The sequence below is a fragment of the Bacillus sp. RAR_M1_44 genome (assembly GCF_020165935.1).
In the GTDB taxonomy this organism is placed as follows: Bacteria; Bacillota; Bacilli; order Bacillales; family Bacillaceae; genus Bacillus; species Bacillus altitudinis.
Window position 1 is genome coordinate 729,186 of record NZ_JAIUKX010000001.1, and the last position, 24,562, is coordinate 753,747.

Consider the following 24,562-nt stretch of genomic DNA (forward strand, 5'->3'; position numbering starts at 1 on the left):
CCGGCCGCTTGACCGGATGATGCTGGTTCATTCTCTCATCGATCGACTGGTTCTTCTGTTGAAGATGATTGCTTTCTTTTTTCTTCTTCAATTAACACTCTGCGCAAGATTTTCCCTACAGCCGTTTTAGGCAGTGATTCCTTAAATTCGTAGACACGCGGCACTTTAAATGAGGCTATTCTTGTTCTAACAAAACGATCCAGTTCATCCTCTGTTACATAGGCATCCTTCTTCGGGACAACAAAGGCTTTTACTGTTTCCCCTCTATACGGATCTGGAATACCCGCCACAACAACTTCTTGTACAAGCTCATGCTCATAAAGGGCTTCTTCAACCTCTCTTGGGTAAATATTATAGCCGCTCGCGATGATGACATCTTTTTTCCGGTCTACGATATAGAAAAAACCATCCTCATCCATATACCCAATGTCTCCTGTGAAAAACCAGCCGTCTCTTAACACTGCCGCTGTCTCATCCGGCTGATTCCAGTACCCTTTCATGATTTGAGGACCTTTGACGATAATCTCTCCATGCTCATATGGCGCTTTGAGTCCACCCGTTTCTTCACAATAAATACCGGCATCCGTATTCGGCCAAGGGCACCCGATACTTCCTATTTTGTTCGCTCCCCATAAGAAATTGGCATGAGTGACAGGAGAAGTTTCTGAAAGTCCATACCCCTCCACCAGCCTTCCTCCTGTTAGTTTTTCAAAACTCTGTTTGACTTCAACAGGAAGAGCGGCCGATCCGCTTAAGCATGCGGTGATGGATGATAGGTCATACTTCTCAATATTAGGATGATGAAGCAGGGCAATATACATCGTTGGTGCTCCTGGGAACAGCGTCGGTTTCTGTTTTTCAATGGTCTTCAAGGCATCCGCTGCATCAAAACGCGGAAGAAGAATCATTTGATGACCTTCTTTGACTGCAAGGTTTAGCACGGTCGTCATGCCGTATACATGAAAGAACGGAATGATTCCAAGAATCCGCTCTTTTCCGCGGTTCGTTTTATACATCCAGGATGTACACATTTCTGTATTGGCTACTATATTTTCGTGTGTGAGCATAACCCCTTTTGGTAAACCGGTCGTTCCGCCTGTATATTGCAAAACTGCGACATCCTCTTTCGGTTGAAAGGATATTTGCGGAATCTGTTCTCCTGACGACTCTTTCATGATCTGTGAGAAATGATGAATGGAATCACTCTTCTCCACTTGGATGACCATGTTGTTTTTCCTTCGCTGGACAATCGGAAACAATATGTTTTTCGGAAATGGCAAGTAATCTTGTAATTTTGTGATGATCAAATGTTCCATACTTGTCAGCGCTTTCATTTTATAGGCCTTTGGATACAGTAGATCGAGAGTGATCAGCACCTTAGAGCCGCTGTCCTCCATTTGATATTCCAGTTCTTTCTCCGTATAAAGCGGATTGGTTTGAACGACAATGCCGCCTGCTATTAAAACCGCATAATAAGAAATCACCGATTGCGGGCAGTTTGGCAGCATAATCGCTACTCTGTCGCCTTTTTTGACACCGATGTCAATCAAGTGACTGGCTAATTTCAGTGCATCTTCTTGTAACTGCTGGTAGGTGATGTTTTTTCCTAAAAAATGAATGGCTGTATGCTCAGGTGCTGCCTCTGCGGAGCTGAATAAGTAAGATTGCAACGTTTCATTTGGGATGGTGAGTTCGTGGGGAATTTGATTCGGGTAATGCAGAAGCCAACGTTTATCTGACTGCATAAAAACCCTCCTTCCTGAACTTTCGTACTATTTTATTATAGCAAACTTTTCCTTATGGCTGTTTGCTTTTTTCAAATCGAGCTCGTTCCATGACACATCTTCATTTTTTCGACGGTGTTTCTATAGAGGCTCTTTTCCCTTCATGATGCCACTTTTCGTATAATCCACCGATCGCACGAAATGACTCATGGACTCTCTCCACGATCTGTTTATGGATACTAGGGTCATTAGGTAAATGTGTGTGGATGTTGTCCACTTGATATTGTCTCATCATGTCTAGATACACAGTTAGAAAGATGGTGTCTTCTAAAATCCAATAAATGACTTCATCCGCCTCTTTTGTTCTTTTATGAAGCACTTTAATCCCTCGTTCATATTGAATAAGAAAATAGCCGGCTGGATCAATTTCAATATAGGGGCTCAAATCATCAAAAAAACCAGTCGTTTGAAAAGGACGTGCAATATACGGTTCATATATGTCTTGGGGAAGAGATGTCTTTTTGAGACAACTGTCAATGCGCTTTATGAGTTCGTCTTTTTGCAAGATTTGATTCATTCTGATTCGCCGCCTTTGATGAGTGAAAAGCTGTCAAGGTTTTCCCTGACAGCTTTCTAGAATGTATTCTTCATTTTACAGGAACATGTAAACGGCACCAATAACCGCAAAAGTGCAGGCAACTACAATTAATACTTTGGCTAGTTTTTCCATGTCGTCTCCTTAAATGCCGGCTGCTACTACATAAGACAGCCCAACAGAAATAATGAGTGAAATAAACCCGACCGCTCTATTATCATTCTCAATCTCTTTGTCTACTTTAAATCGTGGTGTTAAAAATTCAAAAATGAAATAGCTGACGAGCAGCATCACAAAGCCGTATACGCCCCATCCGACCATTTGAAGAAGCGAGTTGTGCTGGGCGATGGAATGCTGAAAGACATTGGCAATCCCAAAAATCTTCCCGCCGGTTGCCATAGCAACAGCTAAGTTCCCCCGCTGAATCTCTTCCCAGTTTTTATAGGAGGTCACGAGTTCAAATATGGTCAGAAATAAGACAAGACATAGGACGGCCACGCTGTAATAGGCGGCAATTTCCACAAGTTCATTTTCCCAAAAGGCTTTCATGCGTTTTCTCCTTTTTACTTTAATTCGACGATGGTGACGCCTGATCCTCCCTCGCCTTGTTCTCCAAAACGAGCATTTTTTACACTACGGTGCTGTTTTAATAATTCCTGGACCCCTTTTCTCAAGGCGCCAGTGCCTTTACCGTGAATGATCGACACACGCGGATAGCCAGCTAAGACGGCATCATCTAAGTATTTCTCGACTCTGCTTAAGGCATTCTCATACCGCTCTCCTCTTAAATCAAGCTCAAGTGATACATGATAGTCTTTTCCTTTGACCGCCGTGATGGCTTTCTCTTGCTTAAATTCCGGTGCTGATTTGATAAATTCCATATCTTTTTCTTTTACTTTCATTTTCAGAATGCCCATTTGGACACTCCATTCTTTGTTACCCGTTTGTTCGATGAGCGTTCCTTTTTGGCCAAACGTCAACACTTTGACTTCATCGCCTGGCTTTAGCTGTCTTGCTGCTTTTTTCACTGGCTCTGATTTTTTCTTACGGTCAAACTCAGGGACAGCTTCTTCAAGACGCTTTCTCGCATCAATGAGTTCATGTTCTTTGAACGAACGATGCTCACTTTTAATGGACCGAAGCTCTTGAATAATCTCTTCTGCTTCTTTTGTTGCTTGTTCAATCTTTTCTGCCGCTTTTTGTTCAGCTTCTTCCAGCAGTTTGTCCTTTTGTTCATTCCATTCAAGGATTTGTTTTTGCAATTCTTTATGGAGCTTCTCTGCTTCTTTTCTATAGAATTCCGTCTCATGCAGTTCTTCTTCTGCTTGTTTTTTGCTGTCTTCTAATGAAGCAATCATCTGATCGACTTCATTATGTTCTGCGTGCATATCTGCTTTTGCACGGTCAATTAAATGATGAGGCAATCCTAGACGCTTGGAAATTTCAAATGCATTACTTCGTCCCGGCACCCCGATGAGCAAGCGATATGTGGGGGATAAGGTTTCAATATCAAATTCTACACTCGCATTTGTGACGCCTTCTCGGTTATACCCGTATGCCTTCAGCTCAGGATAGTGAGTCGTTGCGATGACGCGCGCATTTGTTTGATGAACTTCATCTAAGATGCTCATCGCAAGTGCTGCACCTTCAGCAGGATCTGTCCCCGCACCTAATTCATCAAATAACACGAGTGAATTAGACGTTAAATGCTTTAAGATATCCACAATATTGACCATATGAGATGAGAATGTACTCAAGCTCTGTTCAATAGACTGCTCGTCTCCAATATCAGCAAAGACTTGATCGAATACAGCCACTTCTGATCCTTCTTCGACTGGAATATGAAGACCTGCCTGCGTCATCAGCGTAAGAAGTCCAAGTGTTTTTAAAGTGACGGTCTTACCGCCTGTATTTGGACCTGTGATGACGATCGTAGAAAAATCTTTGCCTAGCTCAATATCATTTGCCACAACCTGATCTCGTGGCAATAGGGGATGTCTTGCCCGTTTTAAATAAATCTCCCCTTGGTTATTCACAGTAGGTTTTGTGGCTTTTTCTGCTTTTGCATATTTGGCTTTGGCGAAAATAAAATCTAATGTCTGAAGTTCATTCACATTATGAAGCAATTCATCAATGTGCTCTGACACACTCGCTGTTAGCATTTGCAAAATCTTTTCAATCTCTTGCTTTTCTTTTAGGCGAGTTTGCTGCAAGGTGTTATTTAAATCCACGACCACTTGCGGCTCAATAAAAAGAGTTGCGCCTGAAGAAGATTGATCGTGAACAATCCCTCCATAATTCGAGCGGTACTCTTGTTTTACGGGAATGACAAACCGATCATTACGAATGGTCACAATGGTGTCTGACAGCATTTTCGAGGCAGATTGTGAACGAATCATTGATTCTAATTTATCTCGTACTTTTGATTCTAGTGATCGTAGTTGCGTTCGTATGGTGCGGAGTGCAGGCGTTGCGTGATCAAGCACTTCTCCATTGTCACCAATACAGCTTTCGATTTCTTTTCTCACGTCTGGCAGTAAAATCAGCGATTCTGCATATGTATGAAGACGGGGTATCTCTACTCCGTCCTCATACATAGAGGTGAGAAAGTGCTTCATGTTTTTTGTGGTATATAACAGCGCCGCAATTTCCATCAGCTCAGCAGGGCTTAATATACTGCCTATTTCTGCTCGTTTGACGCCTCGTCTAATATCCGTTAACCCGCCAAACGGCGCAGATCCTTTTAAACGAATCACATCTTGCGCTTCTGCTACCTCTTCTAGCAGATGCTGAATGCTCTTGATATCTGTGAGTGGTATTAAGTCCTGCGCTTTTTCTTTCCCTAAAGTCGAAGCAGTATAGGACATGACTTTTTCTTTTACTTTATGAAATTCTAATGATGCTAACACTTTTTGTTGCAGCATGGTCCAGCCTCCTAACGACTACCTGTCACGCGTTAAAAACTTTTTCATCTCATTGAGTGAAAATGTATTCACGACATTTGCTTTTGGTGTCCATCCTTTTCTTGCAGCTGTGACACCGACGTCCATATGATCGAGCATGGCGATGTTGTGTGCATCTGTGTTGATCATGATGTTCACACCCGCTTCGTTTGCTTTCATTAAATGCTCTGTTTTTAAATCAAGTCTTGATGGGTTGCTGTTGAGTTCCAGTGCAGTGCCCGTTTTTTTCGCAAGCTCTATGAGCTGATCAATATTTAAAGCATAGCCGTCTCGTCTACCGATCAAACGGCCAGTTGGATGGGCAATTAAATCCACATGCTGATTATTCAAGGCATTTTCTAGGCGCTCCATAATGACTTCCTCCGGCTGAGAGAAGCTAGAATGAATAGACGCAATGACAAAATCCATGTCTGCTAGAAAGTCATCATCATAATCTAACGACCCATCCGGCAAAATATCCATTTCGACCCCTTTGAAAATGTGAAAATGTTCGAATTCTTGATTCAGCTTGTCAATTTCTTTTGCTTGCAAACGCAAACGTTCTTTTGTTAAACCGTTTGCTACTTTTAAATATTGTGAGTGGTCTGTGATCGCCATGTATTCATAGCCTTTTGCGATACATGCCTCTGCCATTTCGCGAATAGAAAAAGCGCCATCACTCCATGTTGAGTGCATATGAAGATCGCCTTTGATATCTTTTCGCTCCACAAATTGCATACTTTCTTTATACGAATCAATCTCTGCTCCGGTTTCACGAATTTCTGGCGGAATGAGCGGAAGTTGGAAATGTGCATAAAAAGCGCTTTCGTCTTCAAATGTTTTCACATCCCCAGTTTCGATCGTTTCAACCCCATATTCACTAATACGCTCACCGCGCTCCTTCGCAAGCTGTCGCATACGAATGTTATGATCTTTTGAGCCAGTGAAATGGTGCAGCGTTGTTGCAAATTGGTCTGTTGTCACAAGCCGGAAATCTACACTGATTTCAAAATCAAGTGCAAGCATGACCGATACCTTCGTATCACCGCTCGCAATGACATCTTTGACATCATCAAGAGCAACAAGCTGCTTTCTCACTTGTTCAGGGTTATCAGTCGCAATGATGTAATCTAAATCTTTAACCGTTTCACGCGCACGTCTTAAACTGCCCGCTCTTGAAAAACGGATGATTCCCTCCATCTGTTCCAGCGCATCATCAATTCGCTCTGCCACATCTAATGCAAAGCCAATTGGCAGTCGTTCTGGCTGCTTCCCTGCCTCCTCAAGAGCGGCAAGAATCTTTTCTTCTGTTTTTTTGCCAAACCCAGCAAGCGTTTGTACTTTTTCCGCTTCACATGCTTCTTTTAAAGACTGTGCATCGTGAACACCAAGCTCTTGGTAGAGCTTAGCAATCTTCTTCCCGCCGAGTCCTTGCAATTTTAAGAGCGGGACAAGTCCTTCAGGCACTTCTTTTTTTAATTGTTCGAGTGTTTCAGACTGTCCTTTTTCGATATACTCTGTGATCACAGCAAAGGTCCCTTTTCCAATGCCGGGTAATGCTAATAGGTCATCTATTTGAGAAAGACTGCGGTCATCTTGTTCCAGTGCCGCAGCTGCTTTACGAAAGGCAGAAATTTTAAAAGGATTGTCTCCTTTTAGCTCCATATAGACTGCAATTGTTTCAAGAAGTTTGATAATATCTTTTTTATTCATCTCTCATCCTCCAGCCGCTTTGGCATCTTCCTATATAAATATACAAACTTTCCCTTCATCCGACAACTTTCTGTCATGGAATGAGAAAAAACTTCTCCAAGAAAGGAGAAGTTCTTAAACTCCATACGTCGACCAGAGGTCTTTGACAAGACCGGACAGGTAAGGGGTGCTATTTACGATCACATCTGCTAACATTGATTTGCTCATCATCGTTTGAAGCGCATCGACTGGAAGTAATGCGGCCACAAACAATAAAATAAACACAAATAGATAGGTTTCAAGAAATCCTAAAACAGCGCCAAGCAGTTTGTTGACCTGTTTAATCACAGGGATACTTGCAATGGTTGTGAGCAATCCGCCGATGATAGCGAGCAGGATTTTGGTCAAGATAAACAGAATGATAAACGCAATGGTATTATAATAAGCTGTTTCTAGATTCCCACTAAAGAAAGCAAGCTGCGCTTGACCGCCGCTAAAATTAGGTGCTGGAATCCACGTAAGCTGTGGTGCAAGTGACTGATAAAACAGAGAAGCCACTAAAATAGAAACAACAAAGCTAATCAATTTAATAAATTGAAGAATAAACCCGCGTTTTAGACCGACAAGCGTTCCCATAAGAAGCAAAAACAAAATGATGATATCGATCACGGTAATTTCATTCCTTTTCTTTTAGATGAAGCTCTAGTTTTTCGTATTGCTCTTTTAATTTCAAGTAGTCGTGGACGACATTGACTGCTGTCAGTACAGCTAATTTGTTTATATCAAGGTATGGATTTTTTTCATTGATTTCTCTCATTTTATCATCAACAATTGAAGCAACATGTCGCATATGCATCTTCGTTTCTTGACCGATGATCGTATAGGACTGTCCGTAAATCTCAACTGTTGTTTTCGTTTTACCGCCGTCAGACAACGTTTCTCCTCCATTCCACGAGAATCCTAGTCTCTATCATAACATGTTTAGACATTGAATGGAAAGACGAGCCCTTCCCTGTTATGGTACACTTTAGAAATCAATGATATCAAGGTAAAAAGGAGTTATCCACTGTGCCCCAATCCGTCTTAAAAGCAACATCAGAAGACATGAAAAAAATGAAGAGCGTGTACGCTCAGCATTTAACTGACACTTTGCCGCCAGGCGCTCTATTTCAAGCAAAGGTTCCCGGCTGTACGATTACAGCTTACAAATCTGGAAAAGTGCTGTTCCAAGGACAAAAGGCAGAAGCTGAAGCGAGTCAGTTCAACCATTTACAAGCAACTGAAACAAAAAGCAAAAAAACACCATCCATCACACAGTACAGCCCACCACCCGGCATTGCTTCCATGTCGGTTATTGGCTCAGATGAGGTCGGTACTGGCGATTATTTTGGACCCATTACGGTCTGTGCGGCTTATGTTGATTCCAGTCAGCTTGCTCTCATGAAAGAGCTCGGGGTGAAAGACTCAAAAGGACTCAAAGATCCGCAGATTATCAACATTGCCAAAGACTTGATCAAAACCATCCCGTTCAGCCTTCTCGTGCTTCGGAATGAAAAATACAATGCGATGCAGGAAAAGGGTATGAGCCAAGGAAAAATGAAGGCACTGCTTCATAACCAAGTCATCACCTCCGTGCTAGAAAAACTGGATGGCAAGAAACCAGAAGCCATTCTCATTGACCAATTTGCCGAACCAGGCATTTATTTCAGGCACCTTGCGGGGAAAAAGATCATTCGGGAGCGTACATATTTTAGTACGAAAGCAGAAGGCATTCACTTATCAGTTGCTGCAGCTTCTATTATTGCAAGGTATGCTTTTTTAATTGAAATGGATAAATTATCAAAAGCAGCGGGCTTTGACATTCCAAAAGGGGCCGGTCCGCATGTTGACAAAGCGGCAGCAAAGCTGATGAAACAGCACGGCGAAGAGGCTTTACGCCAATTTACAAAACTTCATTTTGCCAACACCCAAAAAGCGAAAAAATGGTTATAATTAAAAAAAAGCTATCGCCCATAAAGCGATAGCTCTTTTGATTATCCGCGCAAGACGGCTTGATACGTATCTTCTAATGCTTTCAATACGTTTGTATGAACAGCCGTGACTTCTTCCTCGGTCAACGTTTGTTCTGGGTTTAAATACTGCAGAGAGAATGCAACAGATTTCTTACCTTCTTCCATATGCTCACCCTCATACACATCAAAGACGGAAAGATCTGTGAGCAATTGGCCGCCAGCTTCATAAATGACTTGCTCCAGCTGTCCGCTTGAAATATGCTGATCGACGACAAGTGCGATGTCTCTTGTCACTGCTGGGAATCTCGGAATTGCCGTATATTTCATATCCTCTGTTTCAGACGTCATCACATCTGTTAAATCAAATTCAAATACATACGTTTCTTTTAAATCTAATTCCTTTTCCACTACTGGATGAAGTGCAGCTACAAAGCCAATCACTTTTCCATTTAAATGAACATCGGCTGTACGTCCTGGGTGAAGGCCCTCACGCTCTGCTTGAACATACGTGATCTCTTCTGATACACCAAGCTTTTCAAACAGCCCTTCTGCAATACCCTTCGCAACATAAAAATCGACAGCTTTTTTCTCGCCCTGCCAAAGATTTTTATGCCAAAGACCTGTTAACGCACCTGCCACATGCTCTTTCTCTACTGGTTTTGCGCCTTCCGTTTCCGCTAAGAAAACAGAACCTGTTTCGTAAAAGGCAAAAGAATCAGCTTGTCTTGCTAAGTTATATGCGACAGAATCAAGTAAGTTTGGCAGAAGGCTTTGTCTCAGCACACTTCGTTCCTCACTCATCGGCAAGGAAAGTCTTGTTTGATAAGCTGGATTTAAAGCAAAGGCTGTGGACTTATGCTGATTCGTTAATGAATACGTAATCGCTTGAGAAAGCCCTGCGCCCTCTAAGAAACGTCTCACCTTTCTGCGCTTCACTTGGTATGGCGTAAGACCACCAACGGTACCAGCTGTCGCAGGGAGTGTAGATGGAATATTGTCGTAGCCGTATAATCTCGCGACTTCTTCAATGAGGTCTTCTTCAATCGTAATATCCATTCTGCGGGAAGGAACCGTTACGACAAGCACATCATTTGATTCGCCAACTGTAAAGCCTAGTTTGTTGAAAATCTGAATCATATCTTCTTTTGAAATGCTCATGCCAAGCACCTTGTTCACACGCTCAGTTGATACGTGGATGACATTCATACTTGTTTCAAGGTGATTTTCCTCAACTGTACCGCTTAGCACTTCGCCGCCTGCATAGGTGCTGATCAATTGCGCTGCTCTTTCGGCTGCTGATTTCGTCCGCTGCGGATCGAGCCCTTTTTCAAATCGTGTGCTTGATTCACTGCGAAGCCCTAAGTCTTTAGATGCTTGACGGACGGTTTGACCGTTGAAATATGCCGCTTCTAAAAGAATCGTTGTCGTCTCATCACGCACCTCTGATTCAAAACCGCCCATGACGCCTGCAACAGCATGCGCTTTTGTGCCATTTGTAATGACAAGATGCTTCGAAGACAATGTACGTTCTTGTTCATCCAGAGTTTGAATCATTTCATTTTCAGCCCCTTTTCGTACGACCACCTGCTTTGAACCAAAGCGGTCATAATCAAAGGCGTGTAGAGGTTGACCGTATTCAAGTAAGACAAAATTCGTAATATCCACGACGTTGTTAATTGGGCGGATACCTGCATTCATCAATCTTGTTTGCATCCAAAGTGGTGCTGGCCCAATCTTTACATTTTTAATGATCTTCGCTGCATAAAGTGGATTCGCTTCTTGATCCTCAATTTTAACAGAAATATAGTCTGCTGCTTTTTCAGAAGAAGTGTCATGCGCTGTATCAGGAAGCTTGATGTCTCTCCCTAAAATGGCGGCAACCTCATAAGCGACACCTAGCATATTAAGGGCATCGGCACGGTTTGGTGTTAAGCCAAGCTCAAGTACCGCGTCATCTAATTGAAGCGCTTGAAGGGCATCATCTCCTGGTTTCACGTCATTCGGGAAAACAAAGATACCTTCTGCATATTCTTTTGGTACGAGCTTGCTCTCTACGCCTAATTCTTGCAGAGAACAAATCATGCCATGAGACTCTTCACCGCGCAGTTTTGCTTTTTTAATTTTAAAGTTTCCAGGAAGGACTGCACCAACCGTTGCGACAGCCACATGCTGTCCTTTATCCACATTTGGAGCCCCGCATATAATTTGCACCGGTGCGTCTTCGCCGATATCAACAAGACATTTGTTTAATTTATCCGCATTCGGATGCTGTTCACGTTCAATGACGTGTCCAACGACAACGCCTTTGATGCCTTCGCCTTTATACTCAACGGCTTCCACTTCAATTCCGCTTCTTGTGATTTTCTCTGCTAATTCATCCGGCTGAATGCCTTCTAAATCGACATAGTCCTCTAACCATTTATATGAAACAAACATGTTGATTTCCTCCTCTTAGTCCTGCTTAAATTGCTTCGTGAATCTAATATCATTTGTGTAGAAATGACGAATGTCATCTATGCCGTATTTCAGCATGGCAATACGTTCAACACCCATTCCAAAAGCAAAGCCTTGGTAAGTATCTGGATCAAATCCGCTCATTTTCAATACATTCGGGTGAACCATTCCTGCACCTAAGATTTCTATCCAGCCTGTTCCTTTACATACAGAACAGCCTTTCCCGCCGCATTTAAAGCATGACACATCAACTTCAACGGAAGGTTCTGTGAATGGGAAAAAGCTTGGGCGCAGTCTAATTTCACGATCCTCACCAAACATTTTTCTTGCGACTGTCTCAAGCGTCCCTTTGAGGTCACTCATGCTAATATTGTGATCGACCAAAAGTCCTTCAATTTGCATGAATTGATGGGAGTGAGTGGCATCATCGCTGTCACGTCTATATACCTTACCAGGGCAGATGATTTTCACAGGGCCTTGGCCTTTATATTTCTCAAGTGTACGTGCTTGAACGGGTGATGTTTGTGTTCTCATGAGTGTGTCTTCAGTAATATAGAAGCTGTCCTGCATATCACGTGCCGGATGTTCTTTTGGAAGATTGAGCGCTTCAAAGTTATAGTAATCTGTTTCCACCTCAGGGCCCTCTTCAACGGTATAGCCCATGCCGATAAATAAATCTTCAATATCTTCTACGACAATCGTTAATGGATGTCTTGCCCCGATTTTGATCGGACTTGCTGGTAATGTGACATCAATGGTTTGAGAAGCCAGTTTCTTTTTCACTTCTTCTGCTTCTAGCTGCTCATTTTTTTCAGCAATGGCACCAGCAATCTGCTCTCTCACTTCATTTGCAAGTGCGCCCATTTTTGGTCTTTCTTCAGCGGAAAGCTTGCCCATTCCGCGCAGCACTTCTGTAATCGGACCTTTTTTCCCTAAATATTGAACACGAATATCATTGACTTCTTTGAGCGAGCTGGCTGCTTCAACCTTTGCTATCGCTTCTGCTTCAAGCTGTTTTAACGTTTCTTGCATGAGTGTGATCCTCCTTTTAATATACAAAACCGTCTGAATAAACGGGTGTTTGATTGTTTGAAGACAATAAAAAAACTCGTTCCTCCATAAAAGAAGGGACGAGTTGTGGTCGCGGTACCACCCTTGTTAAGCACAAATATATGTGCGAATAAGCTTCATTGACATAACGGAATCAAACGAATCCGGTCCACCTTTACGCAAAACCTGCGGTCCCGGTGACAACTCCAGAGGTGAATTCCTGTTTCAGCATTCCTTAAATGCACTTTCAGTCTACGATGCATTCTCCCTATTAGGACGCTCCGTGAAACAATCTTCCTCTATCATGGTTTTTAAAATATTAGTTTCATTATAGTGAAAAACAGGACGTGTTGCAACACTATCCGCGCAAATGATAGACAAGAACCGCTGCTGCCACAGCCACATTTAATGATTCCGCTTGTCCGTACATTGGAACATATAAATTTTGATCTGTCATTTGAAGAATCTCTGGATCAATACCTGCTCCCTCGTTGCCTACAATTAGCGCAAATGGACCTTCTGATGCTATGTGTCTATACTCTTTCGCATTTTTTAAAGCAGTGCCATATACAGGTATACCTTGCGCCTTTAATGCTGGAATTGTCTGTTGAAGTGTTTGTTTTAAGATAGGCAGGTGAAAATGAGACCCTTGTGCTGAACGGAGCGTTTTTCCGTTAAACGCATCAACGGTTCCATCCCCTAGGACCACAGCATCAAGCCCCGCTGCATCTGCTGTCCGAATGAGTGTGCCTAAATTCCCCGGATCCTGCACTGCATCTAACAGAAGCATTCGTTCATACTTTTTCTCCTCAAATACAGGAATGGTACAAACCGCTGCGATTTGCTGAGGTGTTTCCGTTTCCGTCATCGCAGTAAAAGCCTCTTCACTTAATTCATACAGCTCAATGTCAGGCTCGATGTCAGCAGGGAGCATGTCAGGTGTTGCGACCATTAACTCTTTTACAACCCCGCTTTTCAATGCTTCTTCTACTAAGTGTTTTCCTTCAACAAGGAATAGCCCTGTTTTCGTTCGTTCTTTTTTTGTATGGAGCTTTTTCCATTGTTTAATGTGTGCGTTTTTAGCTGATTCTATATATTTCAAGCGACTTTAACTCCTTTAAATATCATGAATTTATTATATCTCAAGCACACTACATAATAAACCTGTCTTTGAGACAGAATAGGGCTATCACCATCAAAAAAGGAGTGTGGGCAATGGATTTTAATTTAAGAGGCGCAGTGATTCAAAACATTACTGGCCATAATCAAGAGCAGCTTGAGCATACGATTTTAGATGCGATTCAAAGTGGCGAGGAAAAAATGCTACCAGGGCTTGGCGTTTTGTTTGAGGTGTTATGGCAAGAGGCATCAGAAGATGAAAAAAATGAAATTCTTGAAACATTAGAGCAGGGCTTAAAGCCTGAACATCAGCAATAACAAGAAGCCGGTTTGCTTATTTATGAGCAAGCCGGCTTTGTTCATTTAGCCAGTGATTGGCGTCTCCATTCGAAGAGCTGGATCGCGCCAAATCTCGATCCATTTTTTAATAGCGAACACGATAATGACAAAACCTAAAATCAGCATAATCATCGAAAGCACGGCGTTCAGTACACTGTAGCCAGATGCTTCAGGGTTGAGATAGACATTCGCAACCATCCAATAACCCGCATAATTCACCGTCACATATAAGTAAGCAAGTGGAATTAAACAAGTCAACATATACCGCCTTTTATCCGCAATTTTTAACACAACCGTCGCCCCAATGATTAATCCGACCGAGGCCATTAGCTGGTTTGACACGCCAAAGAGTGCCCAAATCGACCCAATGTCTCCAGAGTAAAGCAAGTATCCCCACATAAAACAAGCAAGTGCACTTGCAAAGACTGACCCTGGTACCCAGTCATTTCGTTTCAGCGGTTTATATGCTTCTCCAAAGAAGTCTTGGATCAAATATCGCGCGACACGGGTTCCTGCGTCAATCGCCGTTAATATAAAGACGGCTTCAAACATAATCACGAATTGGAAGAAATAAGAGGCCAAATGACTAAAGAACGGAATACCCGTAAAGATGTACGCCATCCCTACAGCTAATGTAACAGCTCCACCTGTTCTTCCTTCTAAGTCAAGACCGATTTCTTTGCTTAGTTGAGGAAGATTCTCGACACTCATACCAAGCGTACGGAACACTTCAGGTGTACTATTAATTGCAAAATAATCTCCCGGATGAAGCGCAGTAGCGGCAATTAACGCCATGATTCCTACTAAACATTCTACGAGCATCGCGCCAAACGCTACCGGCTTCATGTCACTCCAACGATCTAGCATTTTTGGCGTTGTGCCAGAGCCAACAAATGCATGAAAACCAGAAATCGCGCCACAAGCAATGGTAATCGAAATAAAAGGCCAGACAGGTCCAGCTAAGACAGGCCCTCCTCCATTTACAAACTCCGTAAACGCCGGAAATTGGATGGTTGGATTAACCACAAAGATTCCCGCAATCAGCGCGATGAAAACACCAATTTTCATAAAACTGCTTAAATAGTCTCTTGGTGCCAAAAGCAACCAAACCGGCAGGGCCGCAGCAAAAAAAGCATAGATTGGCAGGGCAAGAGCAAGCGTTTTTGTATCAAGTGTTAACAAATCTCCAAGTGCTGTTCCTTGAATATTCGGCCCTAGGAATACCCCCAACATCAGTAATATGAATCCCGCAGATGTCGCCAGCTTTAAATTGCCAGTCTTTTTATAATAAAGGCCGACTCCCATCGCTATTGGAATGGTAATACCAACTGCAAAGGTTCCCCAAGGATTTCGTTCTAAAGCATGAAGCACAACCATGGACAGTCCTGCCATTGTAATTGTAATAATAAATAACATGGCGAGCCCTGTGCAAAATCCTGCCACAGGACCAAGCTCCTCTTTCGCTACCTCGGATAGTGATTTCCCCTTTTTTCGCATCGAAGCAAACAAGACCACAAGATCATGAACAGCTCCGCCAATCACCGCCCCAATTAAGAGCCAAAGGAGACCAGGTAAATACCCAAATTGTGCGGCTAAAATCGGACCAACTAATGGACCAGCAGCCGCAATTGCAGCAAAGTGATGCCCAAATGTGACCCATTTGTTTGTTGGCACATAATCTTTCCCATCCTCGAGTGCATGAGCCGGTGTAGGATGATCATCTGTGACCTTTAATACCTTCACCATCATAAACGTGCCATAGAGGCGATAGGCAATCGCTAAAATACACATCGATCCTATCACAATTGAAACCGCATTCATTTAACCATCCCCTTTGTATAAACAATTTGTTACAAATATAACATAAATTGATTGATTTTTCTTTCTTTTAAAACCGAGTTGACAAATAGGAATAATTGATTTAATCTAAAATAAGCTTCACCTACTTCCATAAACTCTCTTTTGACAGAGCCTCAATTGGCTCTGTCCTTTTTATTGATTTCATCTTACATAAATACAAGATGGATCACATGTGCCTTCCTCACTAGAAAAATATCACTTCATTTACTGAAAACAGTTCTTTTGACACAACTTACATTCCAGATTTCATTTCCTGGGAAATTCAACGCAATTAAAAAACCTTTCCCCATACTGAGGAAAGGTTTCATCATTAAGAACCGTACGTAATTTGTTCGACCGTTTTTTGATCAAGTCTTTTGATGACTTCTGTTAAAAGCTTCACCGCATTTTCATAATCATCTCGATGAATCATGGCTGCATGGGTATGAATATATCTGCTTGGAATCCCGATGGATAGTGATGGAACACCATGTCCTGTTAAGTGAATACCTCCAGCATCTGTTCCTCCACCTGGCATGGAATCATATTGATAAGGAATGTTTAATTCATCTGCAGTTTGGACAACAAAATCGCGAAGCCCTTTATGAGAAACCATGGAAGCGTCGAATACGACAATCGTTGGTCCTTTGCCAAGTTTGCTTGTTGCTTCTTTTTCAGTAATACCTGGTGTATCACCTGCTACTCCAACATCAATAGCAAATCCAATATCAGGCTGGATGGTAGCTGCAGCTGTTTTAGCTCCTCGCAAGCCAACTTCCTCTTGGACAGTTGCTACACTGTATGCAATATTTTCATGCTGAGTATCCTTTAAATTCTTCATGACATCAATCGCTACTGCACAGCCGATACGGTTGTCCCAGGCTTTTGCAAGAAGCATTTTTTCGTCATTCATTACTGTAAACTCAAAGTAAGGTACGATTTGATCTCCAGGGAGGACGCCCCATTCCATTGCCTGTTCTTTGCTCGAAGCCCCAATATCAATGAACATATCTGTGATTTCGATTGATTTCTTTCGTGCTTCTGGTGATAAGACATGTGGCGGTTTAGAACCAATCACACCTGTAATGTCTCCTTTTTTCGTCACAATGGTGACACGCTGCGCCAACATAACTTGTGACCACCAGCCACCGACCGTTTGAAAACGAATATAGCCTTTGTCATCGATTTTTGTCACCATGAATCCTACTTCATCTAAGTGACCAGCAAGCATCACTTTAGGCCCATTTGCATTTCCTTCCTTCTTAGCAATTAAGCTGCCAAGGCGGTCTGTAGAGACTTCATCCGCATATGTTTCTATGTATGACTGCATGACTTTTTTTACATCACGTTCATTTCCTGGAATCCCTTTTGCATCCGTTAGGTCTTTCAGCATAGTTAATGTTTGATCTAGTTTTGTCATTCTGTGTATCCTCCTTTTTCTTCATGGTGCATTCTTATTATACAAAACCTCTTTCGTTCAATACGATCTTTTTATGAATATTTTTTCGTTAATCGAAATATTTTTTTAAAAAAAGTTGAAACCTTTTGTCTTTCTCATTCGTAGTACATCAGATAACGGTATTGGAGGTGCATCCTGTCATGTTTGTCATCCTCATTAGACTTGCTCTTGTTGCATTGCTTGTCTATATTTTCTACATGGCGGTAAAATTCTTCTCAAACCCGAGAAGAAAGCTGAAACAAGCACAATTAAAAGAAGGCTTTTATTTTATGGACGAACAGCAAAATGCCCGTAAAAATTTTAATTTCGTCTATAAAGGTGTCTTGTTTGAAGGGGAGAAGCATGTTCCTTCTAAGGATCATCCTCTGTTTGTCCACTCCATTTACGTTTGGACGGAGTCACCTGAGAAGCTAAATGAATTCACATTAGAAGACTTTGAAAAACTTGAGGAAAACATCATTGAACGGTATCCTCAAACAAAAATTGATTGGGATCAGCCCATCAAAAAAATCAAACAAAAAAAGGGAGCAGACACGCCGACTTAACGGCGTCTGCTCCCTTTTCAGATGAGATTGAGATAGACCAATATCACCAATTGGACAACAATTAAAGCAGGCATACCCATTTGAAAGGCAGGATGCTTCGTTTTATGACGGAAATACTGCATGCCAAGAAATGACCCAGCAGCACCAAAAAGTACTGCGGCACTCCATAAGTGCGCTTCTGATATTCTCCATTTGTGTGCTTTCGCTCGGCGTTTATCCTCTCCCATGAGACAAAACCCATAGACATTGACCAAGATAAGCAGCACGATCAGAGCGATATTCATTGATTTCACCTCACATGATGAGAAAAAAAGATCACTCCTTGGCGGAATGATCTTTTATATGACTTACTTGTCTAGTTGTGCTTTTGCAGCATCAGCAAGCTGGTTGAATGCGTTTAGGTCATTCACAGCAAGATCAGCAAGCATTTTGCGGTTTACTTCGATACCAGAAAGCTTTAAGCCATGCATTAAACGGCTGTAAGAAAGACCGTTCATACGAGCTGCAGCATTGATACGAGTGATCCATAGTTTACGGAAGTCACGTTTTTTCTGACGACGGTCACGGAAAGCGTAGTTTCCAGATTTCATCACCTGTTGGTTTGCTACTTTATATAATCTATGTTTTGAACCGAAATAACCTTTTGCTAATTTAAGAACCTTTTTACGACGCTGACGCGACACAGTTCCGCCTTTTACTCTTGGCATTGTAATTCCCTCCTATGTTTCCTATTCCAGATTACTTGATGTTTGCAAGTTGTTGTTTGATACGTTTGAAATCTCCAGCACTTACGATTGCGCTCTTACGCAATTTACGTTTTTGCTTTGTAGATTTGTTAGCGAACAAGTGACTTGTGTACGCATGAGAACGTTTAAGTTTACCAGAACCTGTTTTTTTGAAACGTTTAGCAGATCCGCGGTGAGTTTTCATTTTTGGCATTGGATGTTTCCTCCCTCTGTTACTTTTACTTTTCGACTTTTGGTGCAAGCATGAGGAACATGCTGCGTCCGTCCATCTTAGGTTTTGTTTCTACTGTTGCTACTTCAGCGCAAGCTTCAGAGAAACGGTCTAACACGCGCTGTCCGATTTCTTTATGCGTAATCGCACGGCCTTTAAAGCGGATAGAAGCTTTCACTTTATCTCCCTTTTCAAGGAATTTGATTGCATTACGGAGCTTCGTGTTAAAATCATGTTCATCGATTGTCGGGCTCAACCGAACTTCTTTTAAGCTAATGATTTTTTGATTCTTACGTGCCTCTTTTTCCTTCTTCTGTTGTTCGAATCGGAACTTACCGTAGTCCATGATTCGGCAAACAGGTGGTTTTGCATTTGCAGCAACTAACACAAGGTCAAGATTGGCTTTCGTAGCAATTTCCAGAGCTTCCTGGCGGGTTTTAATCCCAAGCTGATCGCCATTTTGTCCGATCAAACGAACTTCACGCGCACGAATACCTTCATTAACTAATTGATCTTTGCTAATAGTGAGCCACCTCCATGAGATTTTGAATTGAGTTCACAATTCATTTTGACCATTTCGTTGTATGTTTTACAGGCAAACAAAAAGTGTGGGCATATAAAACACCCACACTGCGAACATTTGCATGAAAAAATAAATGTACGGTCAACCTGTCAACTACAAACATGTGTCAATCAGGTGAGAAGCGGGTGCTTCTGCTTGTGATATCTATTCAATTCGTTAATTATTCTACACAATTTTCATTTGTCCGTCAAGTAACCGAACTCTTGAAACAACTTTTTCATTTTAGCATGACGAAATGATTTGGGCAAGCCTTATTTAAAAAGAAATAAAGTCTCTTCAAATCCTTCAATTTTTCATTATCACACCGATATAAATCAAGTTGTATACATAAATAAACAAAAATATAAATCATATTCCATATAAAAAAGGATTATATTTCTATTTTTTTAAAAAAAATGATTGATTTTATAATTCTTTAGACTTATTATTGGAGAAGTATTCAAATTCATTTAATAAATTAAGGAAAAGTAGGGGATTTATTTGAAAAAGTTTTTTAAGATTGGGTGTCTTAGTATCATTATTCTCATTTTGATTATTATCTTTGTATCTTGTATGGCTGGGGGCGGCAGCAAAAAAGATAATACATCAAATACTGGTTCTAAAAATGCAGTAACGAGTAACGAAAAGAAAAATGATAAAGAAAAAACGCATAAAATTGGAGATAAAGTAGCAGTCGAAGATTTTACTTATCAAGTAAACAGCGTAACAGAAGCGAAATCTTTACAAAAACAGTATATGAGCGATGTAACGACAGACGGCAAATTTGTGATTGTTGAAGTAACGGTCAAAAATACAGGTAAAAAAGGCAGAATGGTAGATACTGAGATGTTCAGGTTAATTGGCAAAGACGGCACAGAATACAAATCACTTGCAACAAATAATATGTATGTAAATGATACCGATTCAAGTTTCTTCTTAAAACAAATAAATCCTAAATTATCTAAAAAAGGCAGAATTGCTTTTGAAGTTCCAAACGAAAAGAAATTCTCGCTTCAAGTCTCATCAGGATTAGGATGGACTGGCGGTAAGTATAAGACCATTGATTTATCAAAATAATGTAAGAGTGCACATTTTTGTGCACTTTTTTTATTACTAAATAATCTATTTAAACTCTAAAACTTCTATTGTAAAATGAACATGAGCCTGTCACATGCAATTGAGGGTAACTACATACATAACAAGGGAGAAGATCATGAAAGCCGTATTTTTCGATTTAGATGATACTTTGCTTTGGGATGAAAAAAGCATTCATACCACTTTTCAGGAAACATGCAGGGAAGCGGAAAAGAAATATGGACTTGATCCAGAATTGTTTGAACAGATTGTGCGTGAAGAAGCAAGAAAGCTGTACTCTTCTTATGAAACATATGATTATACTGTTATGATTGGCATTAATCCTTTTGAAGGACTGTGGTCTAATTTTAGTGAGCCGATTAGTGAAGGCTTTCAAAAGCTAAACGCCCTTGCACCAGAGTATCGCAAAAATGCTTGGACGAACGGCTTAAAAGAGGCAGGAATTGACGATGAAGTATTTGGTCAATACTTAGCAGATTTCTTTGCAGCAGAGCGCAGAAAACGCCCGTATGTCTATGAAGAAACGTATCCTGTTTTAGAGCGCCTGAAGGGCAGCTATGAATTACTCCTTTTAACAAATGGAGATCCTAGTCTGCAAAAAGAAAAACTTGCAGGTGTCCCGGAACTTGCCCCTTACTTTAATGAAATTGTGATTTCAGGAGATTACGGGAAAGGAAAGCCTGATCCTGGCATCTTTGAGCACTGCCTTCAGCTGTTAAATCTCACAAAAGATGACGTCATCATGGTAGGAGATAATCCAAAAACAGATATTCTCGGCGCTTCTCGCGCTGGCATCCAAACCGTTTGGATCAATCGTCATGGCAAGAAAAATGAAACAGATGTGACACCAGATTATGAAATTAAAGACTTACACGAATTGTTTGATATTTTAAAATAAACCATAGGAAAAACACCCTTCTCCTGATCGAGATTGGTGTTTTTTCGTTTTCGGCTATACAATTGCTGCTAGACTTTGTGCTTGACGATCTAAGCCGCGTGCTGCATCTCCTACATTCATGAATTCCTCGCTTGCTTGCTTGACAAGATCCCGGTTTGTAAACACGCTTGTCTTTGCACGGCTTGTTCCGTTGCTGACCTTTTCAACTTCTAAATGGATCGCCTTCACATAACGATCCACCTTTACAATCGCTTCCTTTGAATCTGTCGCAAGCTTACGGATTTCTGCCGCGACGACACTAAAGCCATTTCCATAGGAACCCGCATGCGCAGCTTCTATGGCCGCGTTCAATGCGAGCAGCTGTGTTTGGGAAGCGATACTGTTAATCGTTGTAGCAATTGAGCTGATCGACTCCACCTGCTCTGTTAACCCTTCTAGCAAACTCATGTTTTGATCCGTTTCATTCGCAATATGTTCAAAAGAAGCATTTACACTTTGACTATGCTGGATGCCGATTTCCGCTCGCTCCATTAATTTAGCAGACATATCCTTTAGGTCTTCTACTACCTGCTTCATTGTGTTTTCTCTCTCCGTAATATCTGTTGCCACTTTCACGACAGCCACTACGTTCCCCTCTTCATTGAGCACTGGTGTATACGTCGCTTCAAGCCATAAGGTGTCACCGTACTTCGTGATCCGCTGCACCTTTTCCTGAAACACTTGACCATTCTTCAAACGCTTCCAAAACATTTGATAACTTGCGTCTTCTGCAATATGCGGAGGACAAAACTGTCTATGCTTTAAACCAATCATTTCTTCCTTTGAATATTTCATGGCTTTTGCAAAAATATCATTGACCCATAGGACCTTACCTGTGACATCAAATTCAATCATCGCCAGTGAGTGCTCTAACGCACGAAGCACAGCTGATTGCTCCAATACTTGTGTTGATGAAGTGTTTGTTGTTTGAATCATCGCTTTCATTCCCCCAATTTGCCTCTCTCTAATAGTACATACTTACCCATACTTTCGTACTATCTAAACGTATCATTTGCGCAAATGGATCACTAGTGGAGAATTTTTTCCACAAGAAAAAAGCCAGCAACCTCAATAGATGAGATCACTGACTGTTTCGTGCGCCTTCATTATTTTTTTGCTTCTGCGACTGCATGTTTCACAAAAGCTTCGAGGTCCATTGTTTCTGAATCTTGTTCCCCATATTTTCTTACATTGACCGCGCCATTTTCTGCTTCTTGATCACCGACAACCAGCATGTACGGAATCTTTTGCATTTGCGCTTCTCTAATTTTGTATCCTATTTTTTCATCACGACTGTCTAGTTCTACACGCAGTCCTTCAAGCTGCAAACGTTCTTGCACTTTTTTCGCATAGTCTAAATGGACAGATGGTGAAACCGGGATGACTTGGAATTGTACAGGTGCCAGCCATGTTGGAAGAGCTCCTTTGTATTCTTCAATTAAGAAGGCAACGAAGCGTTCCATTGTGGATACAACTCCTCTATGAATGACAACTGGACGATGGTGTTTTCCATCTTCTCCGATATATGTGAGATCGAAACGCTCTGGAAGTAAGAAGTCTAGCTGTACAGTAGACAAAGTCTCTTCTTTTCCAAGAGCTGTCTTTACTTGGACGTCAAGCTTCGGACCATAAAATGCCGCTTCGCCTTCTGCTTCATAGTAGTCATGTCCAAGCTCGTCCATTGCATCTTTCAGCATAGACTGTGCTTTATTCCACATCGCATCATCGTCGAAATACTTCTCAGTATCTTCTGGATCACGGTAAGATAAGCGGAATGTGTAGTCATTCAAGCCAAAGTCTTGATACACTTCTTCAATTAGGCGAACTGTACGAATGAATTCGTCTTTGATTTGATCTGGACGAACAAAGATATGAGCATCGTTTAATGTCATCCCGCGAACACGTTGAAGGCCGGATAAAGCACCTGACATTTCATAGCGGTGCATTGTACCAAGCTCTGCAATCCGAATTGGCAATTCGCGATAGCTATGCGGCTCGTTTTTGTAAATCATCATATGGTGCGGACAGTTCATTGGACGGAGAACAAGATCTTCGTTGTCCATTTCCATGACTGGGAACATATCTTCTTGATAATGCGCCCAGTGGCCTGATGTTTTATACAATTCCACACTCGCAAGAACTGGTGTATACACATGCTCATAACCAAGGCGTACTTCTTTATCAACAATATAACGCTCAATGACGCGGCGAATTGTTGCCCCTTTTGGCAGCCAGAGCGGAAGACCTTGGCCCACCTTTTGAGAGTTCGCAAACAGTTTCAATTCTTTGCCTAGTTTACGGTGATCACGCTCTTTTGCTTCTTCAAGCAGACGTAAATGCTCGTTTAATTCTTCTTTGCTGAAGAAAGCTGTTCCGTAAATACGCTGAAGCATTTGGTTGTTACTGTCGCCTCTCCAGTAAGCACCTGCAAGGCTTAACAGCTTGAATTCTTTGATTTTCCCTGTAGACGGCAAGTGAATACCACGGCATAGATCGAAGAATTCACCTTGCTCATAAATTGTGACGGCTTCGCCTTCTGGGATTGCTTCTAACAGCTCTAGCTTCAATTCATCGCCAATTGCTTCAAAGCGTGCTTTCGCTTCTTCTCTTGAAACTTCAATGCGCTCAATCGGCAAATTGCTGTTAATGATTTTTTTCATTTCTTTTTCAATCTTTGGTAAATCTTCAGGTGTAATCGCTACATCGATATCGACATCATAGTAAAAGCCATTTTCGATGACAGGGCCTACGCCAAACTGGACGTGATGCTCTTTTCCATAAATGCGTTTGATTGCCTGTGCAAGCAAATGCGCTGTGCTGTGGCGCATAATATCGAGCGCTTCTTCACTCTTATCTGTGATGATCTCGATTGTTCCACTTTCTAACAGCGGCGTACGCAGATCTATTTCTTTGCCGTTCAATTTACCGGCAAGCGCTTTTTTCTTTAGGCCTGGGCTAATTGATGCCGCGATGTCTTCTGTTGTAGCTGTTTTGTCAAACTCCTTGACTGCTCCATCTGGAAATGTAAGTTGAATTTGTTCTGACATCTCTAGTCACTCCTTTTTTTGGCAATATAAAAACCCCGCCCCCTGGAAAGGGACGAGGTTGAATAAACGGAATCGTGGTTCCACCCTTTTTCCCGTATTTGCAGCTTGCTTTGTCAAAAGCAAATACGGCTTGTGGTTCAATAACGGGAATTCCCGTCAGCTATTACTAAACAGTTCACAGCTGATGTTCAAAG

23 protein-coding genes and 2 other annotated features (1 of these 25 running past the window's edge) are annotated in these 24,562 nt (G+C 41.7%); of the genes, 5 read left to right on the forward strand and 18 right to left on the reverse strand.

Features of this window, described 5'->3' with window-relative positions:
• Nucleotides 1-35: 35 nt before the first annotated feature.
• The 7 genes from LCD34_RS03930 to zapA form a co-directional block, all read right to left on the reverse strand.
• Complete coding sequence (locus tag LCD34_RS03930; RefSeq protein WP_171465651.1) at nt 36-1,745, reverse strand: AMP-binding protein; 1,710 nt, start codon at nt 1,743-1,745, stop codon at nt 36-38.
• A gap of 100 nt (nt 1,746-1,845) precedes the next feature.
• Entirely contained in the window at nt 1,846-2,301 is a 456-nt protein-coding gene (locus tag LCD34_RS03935; protein WP_156060306.1) for an Imm63 family immunity protein, read from the reverse strand.
• A 162-nt stretch (nt 2,302-2,463) separates the two neighbouring features.
• Entirely contained in the window at nt 2,464-2,868 is a 405-nt protein-coding gene (locus LCD34_RS03940; RefSeq protein WP_007501637.1) for a DUF350 domain-containing protein, read from the reverse strand.
• Between the two features lie 14 nt (nt 2,869-2,882).
• The gene (locus LCD34_RS03945; RefSeq protein ID WP_224559346.1) at nt 2,883-5,240 is read right to left on the reverse strand and encodes an endonuclease MutS2; all 2,358 of its coding nucleotides are present in this window, start codon (nt 5,238-5,240) and stop codon (nt 2,883-2,885) included.
• Nucleotides 5,241-5,261: 21 nt separating this feature from the next.
• Nucleotides 5,262-6,974, reverse strand: coding sequence for a DNA polymerase/3'-5' exonuclease PolX (gene polX / locus LCD34_RS03950; protein WP_146270707.1), 1,713 nt, complete (start codon nt 6,972-6,974; stop codon nt 5,262-5,264).
• Between the two features lie 114 nt (nt 6,975-7,088).
• A complete protein-coding gene (locus LCD34_RS03955; protein ID WP_025207758.1) occupies nt 7,089-7,622 on the reverse strand; it encodes a CvpA family protein in 534 nt (177 codons plus the stop codon).
• A 7-nt stretch (nt 7,623-7,629) separates the two neighbouring features.
• Nucleotides 7,630-7,887, reverse strand: a complete 258-nt coding sequence (gene zapA / locus LCD34_RS03960) for a cell division protein ZapA (RefSeq protein WP_008345998.1) — start codon at nt 7,885-7,887, stop codon at nt 7,630-7,632.
• A 134-nt stretch (nt 7,888-8,021) separates the two neighbouring features.
• Between zapA and rnhC the strand changes: the two genes are divergently transcribed.
• Nucleotides 8,022-8,945: a ribonuclease HIII gene (gene rnhC / locus LCD34_RS03965; RefSeq protein ID WP_008346000.1), complete on the forward strand. Its 924-nt coding sequence runs from the start codon at nt 8,022-8,024 to the stop codon at nt 8,943-8,945.
• A gap of 41 nt (nt 8,946-8,986) precedes the next feature.
• Here the strand turns inward: rnhC and pheT are convergent, their stop codons facing one another.
• The 3 genes from pheT to LCD34_RS03980 form a co-directional block, all read right to left on the reverse strand.
• Nucleotides 8,987-11,401 (reverse strand): phenylalanine--tRNA ligase subunit beta, encoded by a 2,415-nt coding sequence (pheT, locus tag LCD34_RS03970; RefSeq protein ID WP_224558561.1) that lies wholly within the window; start codon nt 11,399-11,401, stop codon nt 8,987-8,989.
• A gap of 15 nt (nt 11,402-11,416) precedes the next feature.
• Nucleotides 11,417-12,451: a phenylalanine--tRNA ligase subunit alpha gene (pheS, locus tag LCD34_RS03975; protein WP_224558562.1), complete on the reverse strand. Its 1,035-nt coding sequence runs from the start codon at nt 12,449-12,451 to the stop codon at nt 11,417-11,419.
• A gap of 376 nt (nt 12,452-12,827) precedes the next feature.
• Complete coding sequence (locus LCD34_RS03980) at nt 12,828-13,571, reverse strand: TrmH family RNA methyltransferase (RefSeq protein ID WP_224558563.1); 744 nt, start codon at nt 13,569-13,571, stop codon at nt 12,828-12,830.
• A gap of 113 nt (nt 13,572-13,684) precedes the next feature.
• On the opposite strand from LCD34_RS03980, the gene sspI reads away from it, so the two are divergent.
• A complete protein-coding gene (sspI, locus tag LCD34_RS03985; protein ID WP_008346010.1) occupies nt 13,685-13,906 on the forward strand; it encodes a small acid-soluble spore protein SspI in 222 nt (73 codons plus the stop codon).
• Nucleotides 13,907-13,951: 45 nt separating this feature from the next.
• Here the strand turns inward: sspI and cstA are convergent, their stop codons facing one another.
• Together cstA and LCD34_RS03995 are read right to left on the reverse strand one after the other, a co-directional pair.
• Nucleotides 13,952-15,748: a carbon starvation protein CstA gene (gene cstA / locus LCD34_RS03990; protein WP_039168858.1), complete on the reverse strand. Its 1,797-nt coding sequence runs from the start codon at nt 15,746-15,748 to the stop codon at nt 13,952-13,954.
• A gap of 349 nt (nt 15,749-16,097) precedes the next feature.
• Nucleotides 16,098-17,186, reverse strand: a complete 1,089-nt coding sequence (locus tag LCD34_RS03995) for a M42 family metallopeptidase (RefSeq protein ID WP_017358255.1) — start codon at nt 17,184-17,186, stop codon at nt 16,098-16,100.
• A 179-nt stretch (nt 17,187-17,365) separates the two neighbouring features.
• Between LCD34_RS03995 and LCD34_RS04000 the strand changes: the two genes are divergently transcribed.
• Nucleotides 17,366-17,770, forward strand: coding sequence for a hypothetical protein (locus LCD34_RS04000; RefSeq protein WP_008346017.1), 405 nt, complete (start codon nt 17,366-17,368; stop codon nt 17,768-17,770).
• 17 nt (nt 17,771-17,787) lie between these two features.
• Here the strand turns inward: LCD34_RS04000 and LCD34_RS04005 are convergent, their stop codons facing one another.
• The 4 genes from LCD34_RS04005 to infC all read right to left on the reverse strand — a co-directional run bounded on the left by LCD34_RS04005 (nt 17,788) and on the right by infC (nt 19,250).
• Nucleotides 17,788-18,054 (reverse strand): DUF1294 domain-containing protein, encoded by a 267-nt coding sequence (locus LCD34_RS04005; protein WP_008346019.1) that lies wholly within the window; start codon nt 18,052-18,054, stop codon nt 17,788-17,790.
• A gap of 63 nt (nt 18,055-18,117) precedes the next feature.
• Entirely contained in the window at nt 18,118-18,477 is a 360-nt protein-coding gene (gene rplT, locus LCD34_RS04010) for a 50S ribosomal protein L20 (protein WP_007501659.1), read from the reverse strand.
• A 31-nt stretch (nt 18,478-18,508) separates the two neighbouring features.
• Complete coding sequence (gene rpmI / locus LCD34_RS04015) at nt 18,509-18,709, reverse strand: 50S ribosomal protein L35 (protein WP_003216324.1); 201 nt, start codon at nt 18,707-18,709, stop codon at nt 18,509-18,511.
• Between the two features lie 25 nt (nt 18,710-18,734).
• A complete protein-coding gene (infC, locus tag LCD34_RS04020) occupies nt 18,735-19,250 on the reverse strand; it encodes a translation initiation factor IF-3 (protein ID WP_024718649.1) in 516 nt (171 codons plus the stop codon).
• A gap of 71 nt (nt 19,251-19,321) precedes the next feature.
• Nucleotides 19,322-19,453, reverse strand: a sequence feature (ribosomal protein L20 leader region).
• A gap of 337 nt (nt 19,454-19,790) precedes the next feature.
• Here infC and LCD34_RS04025 point away from each other — a divergent pair.
• Nucleotides 19,791-20,366 carry a DUF4352 domain-containing protein gene (locus tag LCD34_RS04025; protein ID WP_217816500.1) on the forward strand — a complete coding sequence of 192 codons (576 nt, stop codon included), beginning with the start codon at nt 19,791-19,793 and terminating at the stop codon, nt 20,364-20,366.
• A gap of 136 nt (nt 20,367-20,502) precedes the next feature.
• Nucleotides 20,503-21,282, forward strand: coding sequence for an HAD family hydrolase (locus LCD34_RS04030; protein ID WP_217816499.1), 780 nt, complete (start codon nt 20,503-20,505; stop codon nt 21,280-21,282).
• A gap of 54 nt (nt 21,283-21,336) precedes the next feature.
• Here the strand turns inward: LCD34_RS04030 and LCD34_RS04035 are convergent, their stop codons facing one another.
• On the reverse strand, nt 21,337-22,257 hold the full coding sequence (locus LCD34_RS04035; protein WP_224558564.1) for a methyl-accepting chemotaxis protein: 921 nt from the start codon (nt 22,255-22,257) through the stop codon (nt 21,337-21,339).
• 170 nt (nt 22,258-22,427) lie between these two features.
• Nucleotides 22,428-24,368, reverse strand: coding sequence for a threonine--tRNA ligase (gene thrS / locus LCD34_RS04040; RefSeq protein WP_007501674.1), 1,941 nt, complete (start codon nt 24,366-24,368; stop codon nt 22,428-22,430).
• A 45-nt stretch (nt 24,369-24,413) separates the two neighbouring features.
• Nucleotides 24,414-24,562, reverse strand: a binding site (T-box leader); it runs 99 nt beyond the window's last position.

Bases quoted from the DNA above. Each gene is read 5' to 3' on its own strand.
- sspI (WP_008346010.1), top strand. From the start codon at position 13,685: ATGGATTTTAATTTAAGAGGCGCAGTGATTCAAAACATTACTGGCCAT.
- LCD34_RS03935 (WP_156060306.1), bottom strand. From the start codon at position 2,301: ATGAATCAAATCTTGCAAAAAGACGAACTCATAAAGCGCATTGACAGT.
- polX (WP_146270707.1), bottom strand. From the start codon at position 6,974: ATGAATAAAAAAGATATTATCAAACTTCTTGAAACAATTGCAGTCTAT.
- LCD34_RS04030 (WP_217816499.1), top strand. From the start codon at position 20,503: ATGAAAGCCGTATTTTTCGATTTAGATGATACTTTGCTTTGGGATGAA.
- rpmI (WP_003216324.1), bottom strand. From the start codon at position 18,709: ATGCCAAAAATGAAAACTCACCGCGGATCTGCTAAACGTTTCAAAAAA.
- cstA (WP_039168858.1), bottom strand. From the start codon at position 15,748: ATGAATGCGGTTTCAATTGTGATAGGATCGATGTGTATTTTAGCGATT.
- pheT (WP_224558561.1), bottom strand. From the start codon at position 11,401: ATGTTTGTTTCATATAAATGGTTAGAGGACTATGTCGATTTAGAAGGC.
- rplT (WP_007501659.1), bottom strand. From the start codon at position 18,477: ATGCCAAGAGTAAAAGGCGGAACTGTGTCGCGTCAGCGTCGTAAAAAG.
- LCD34_RS03930 (WP_171465651.1), bottom strand. From the start codon at position 1,745: ATGCAGTCAGATAAACGTTGGCTTCTGCATTACCCGAATCAAATTCCC.
- LCD34_RS04005 (WP_008346019.1), bottom strand. From the start codon at position 18,054: ATGAATATCGCTCTGATCGTGCTGCTTATCTTGGTCAATGTCTATGGG.
- LCD34_RS04035 (WP_224558564.1), bottom strand. From the start codon at position 22,257: ATGATTCAAACAACAAACACTTCATCAACACAAGTATTGGAGCAATCA.
- LCD34_RS04000 (WP_008346017.1), top strand. From the start codon at position 17,366: ATGTTTGTCATCCTCATTAGACTTGCTCTTGTTGCATTGCTTGTCTAT.
- LCD34_RS03995 (WP_017358255.1), bottom strand. From the start codon at position 17,186: ATGACAAAACTAGATCAAACATTAACTATGCTGAAAGACCTAACGGAT.
- pheS (WP_224558562.1), bottom strand. From the start codon at position 12,451: ATGCAAGAAACGTTAAAACAGCTTGAAGCAGAAGCGATAGCAAAGGTT.
- thrS (WP_007501674.1), bottom strand. From the start codon at position 24,368: ATGTCAGAACAAATTCAACTTACATTTCCAGATGGAGCAGTCAAGGAG.
- LCD34_RS03940 (WP_007501637.1), bottom strand. From the start codon at position 2,868: ATGAAAGCCTTTTGGGAAAATGAACTTGTGGAAATTGCCGCCTATTAC.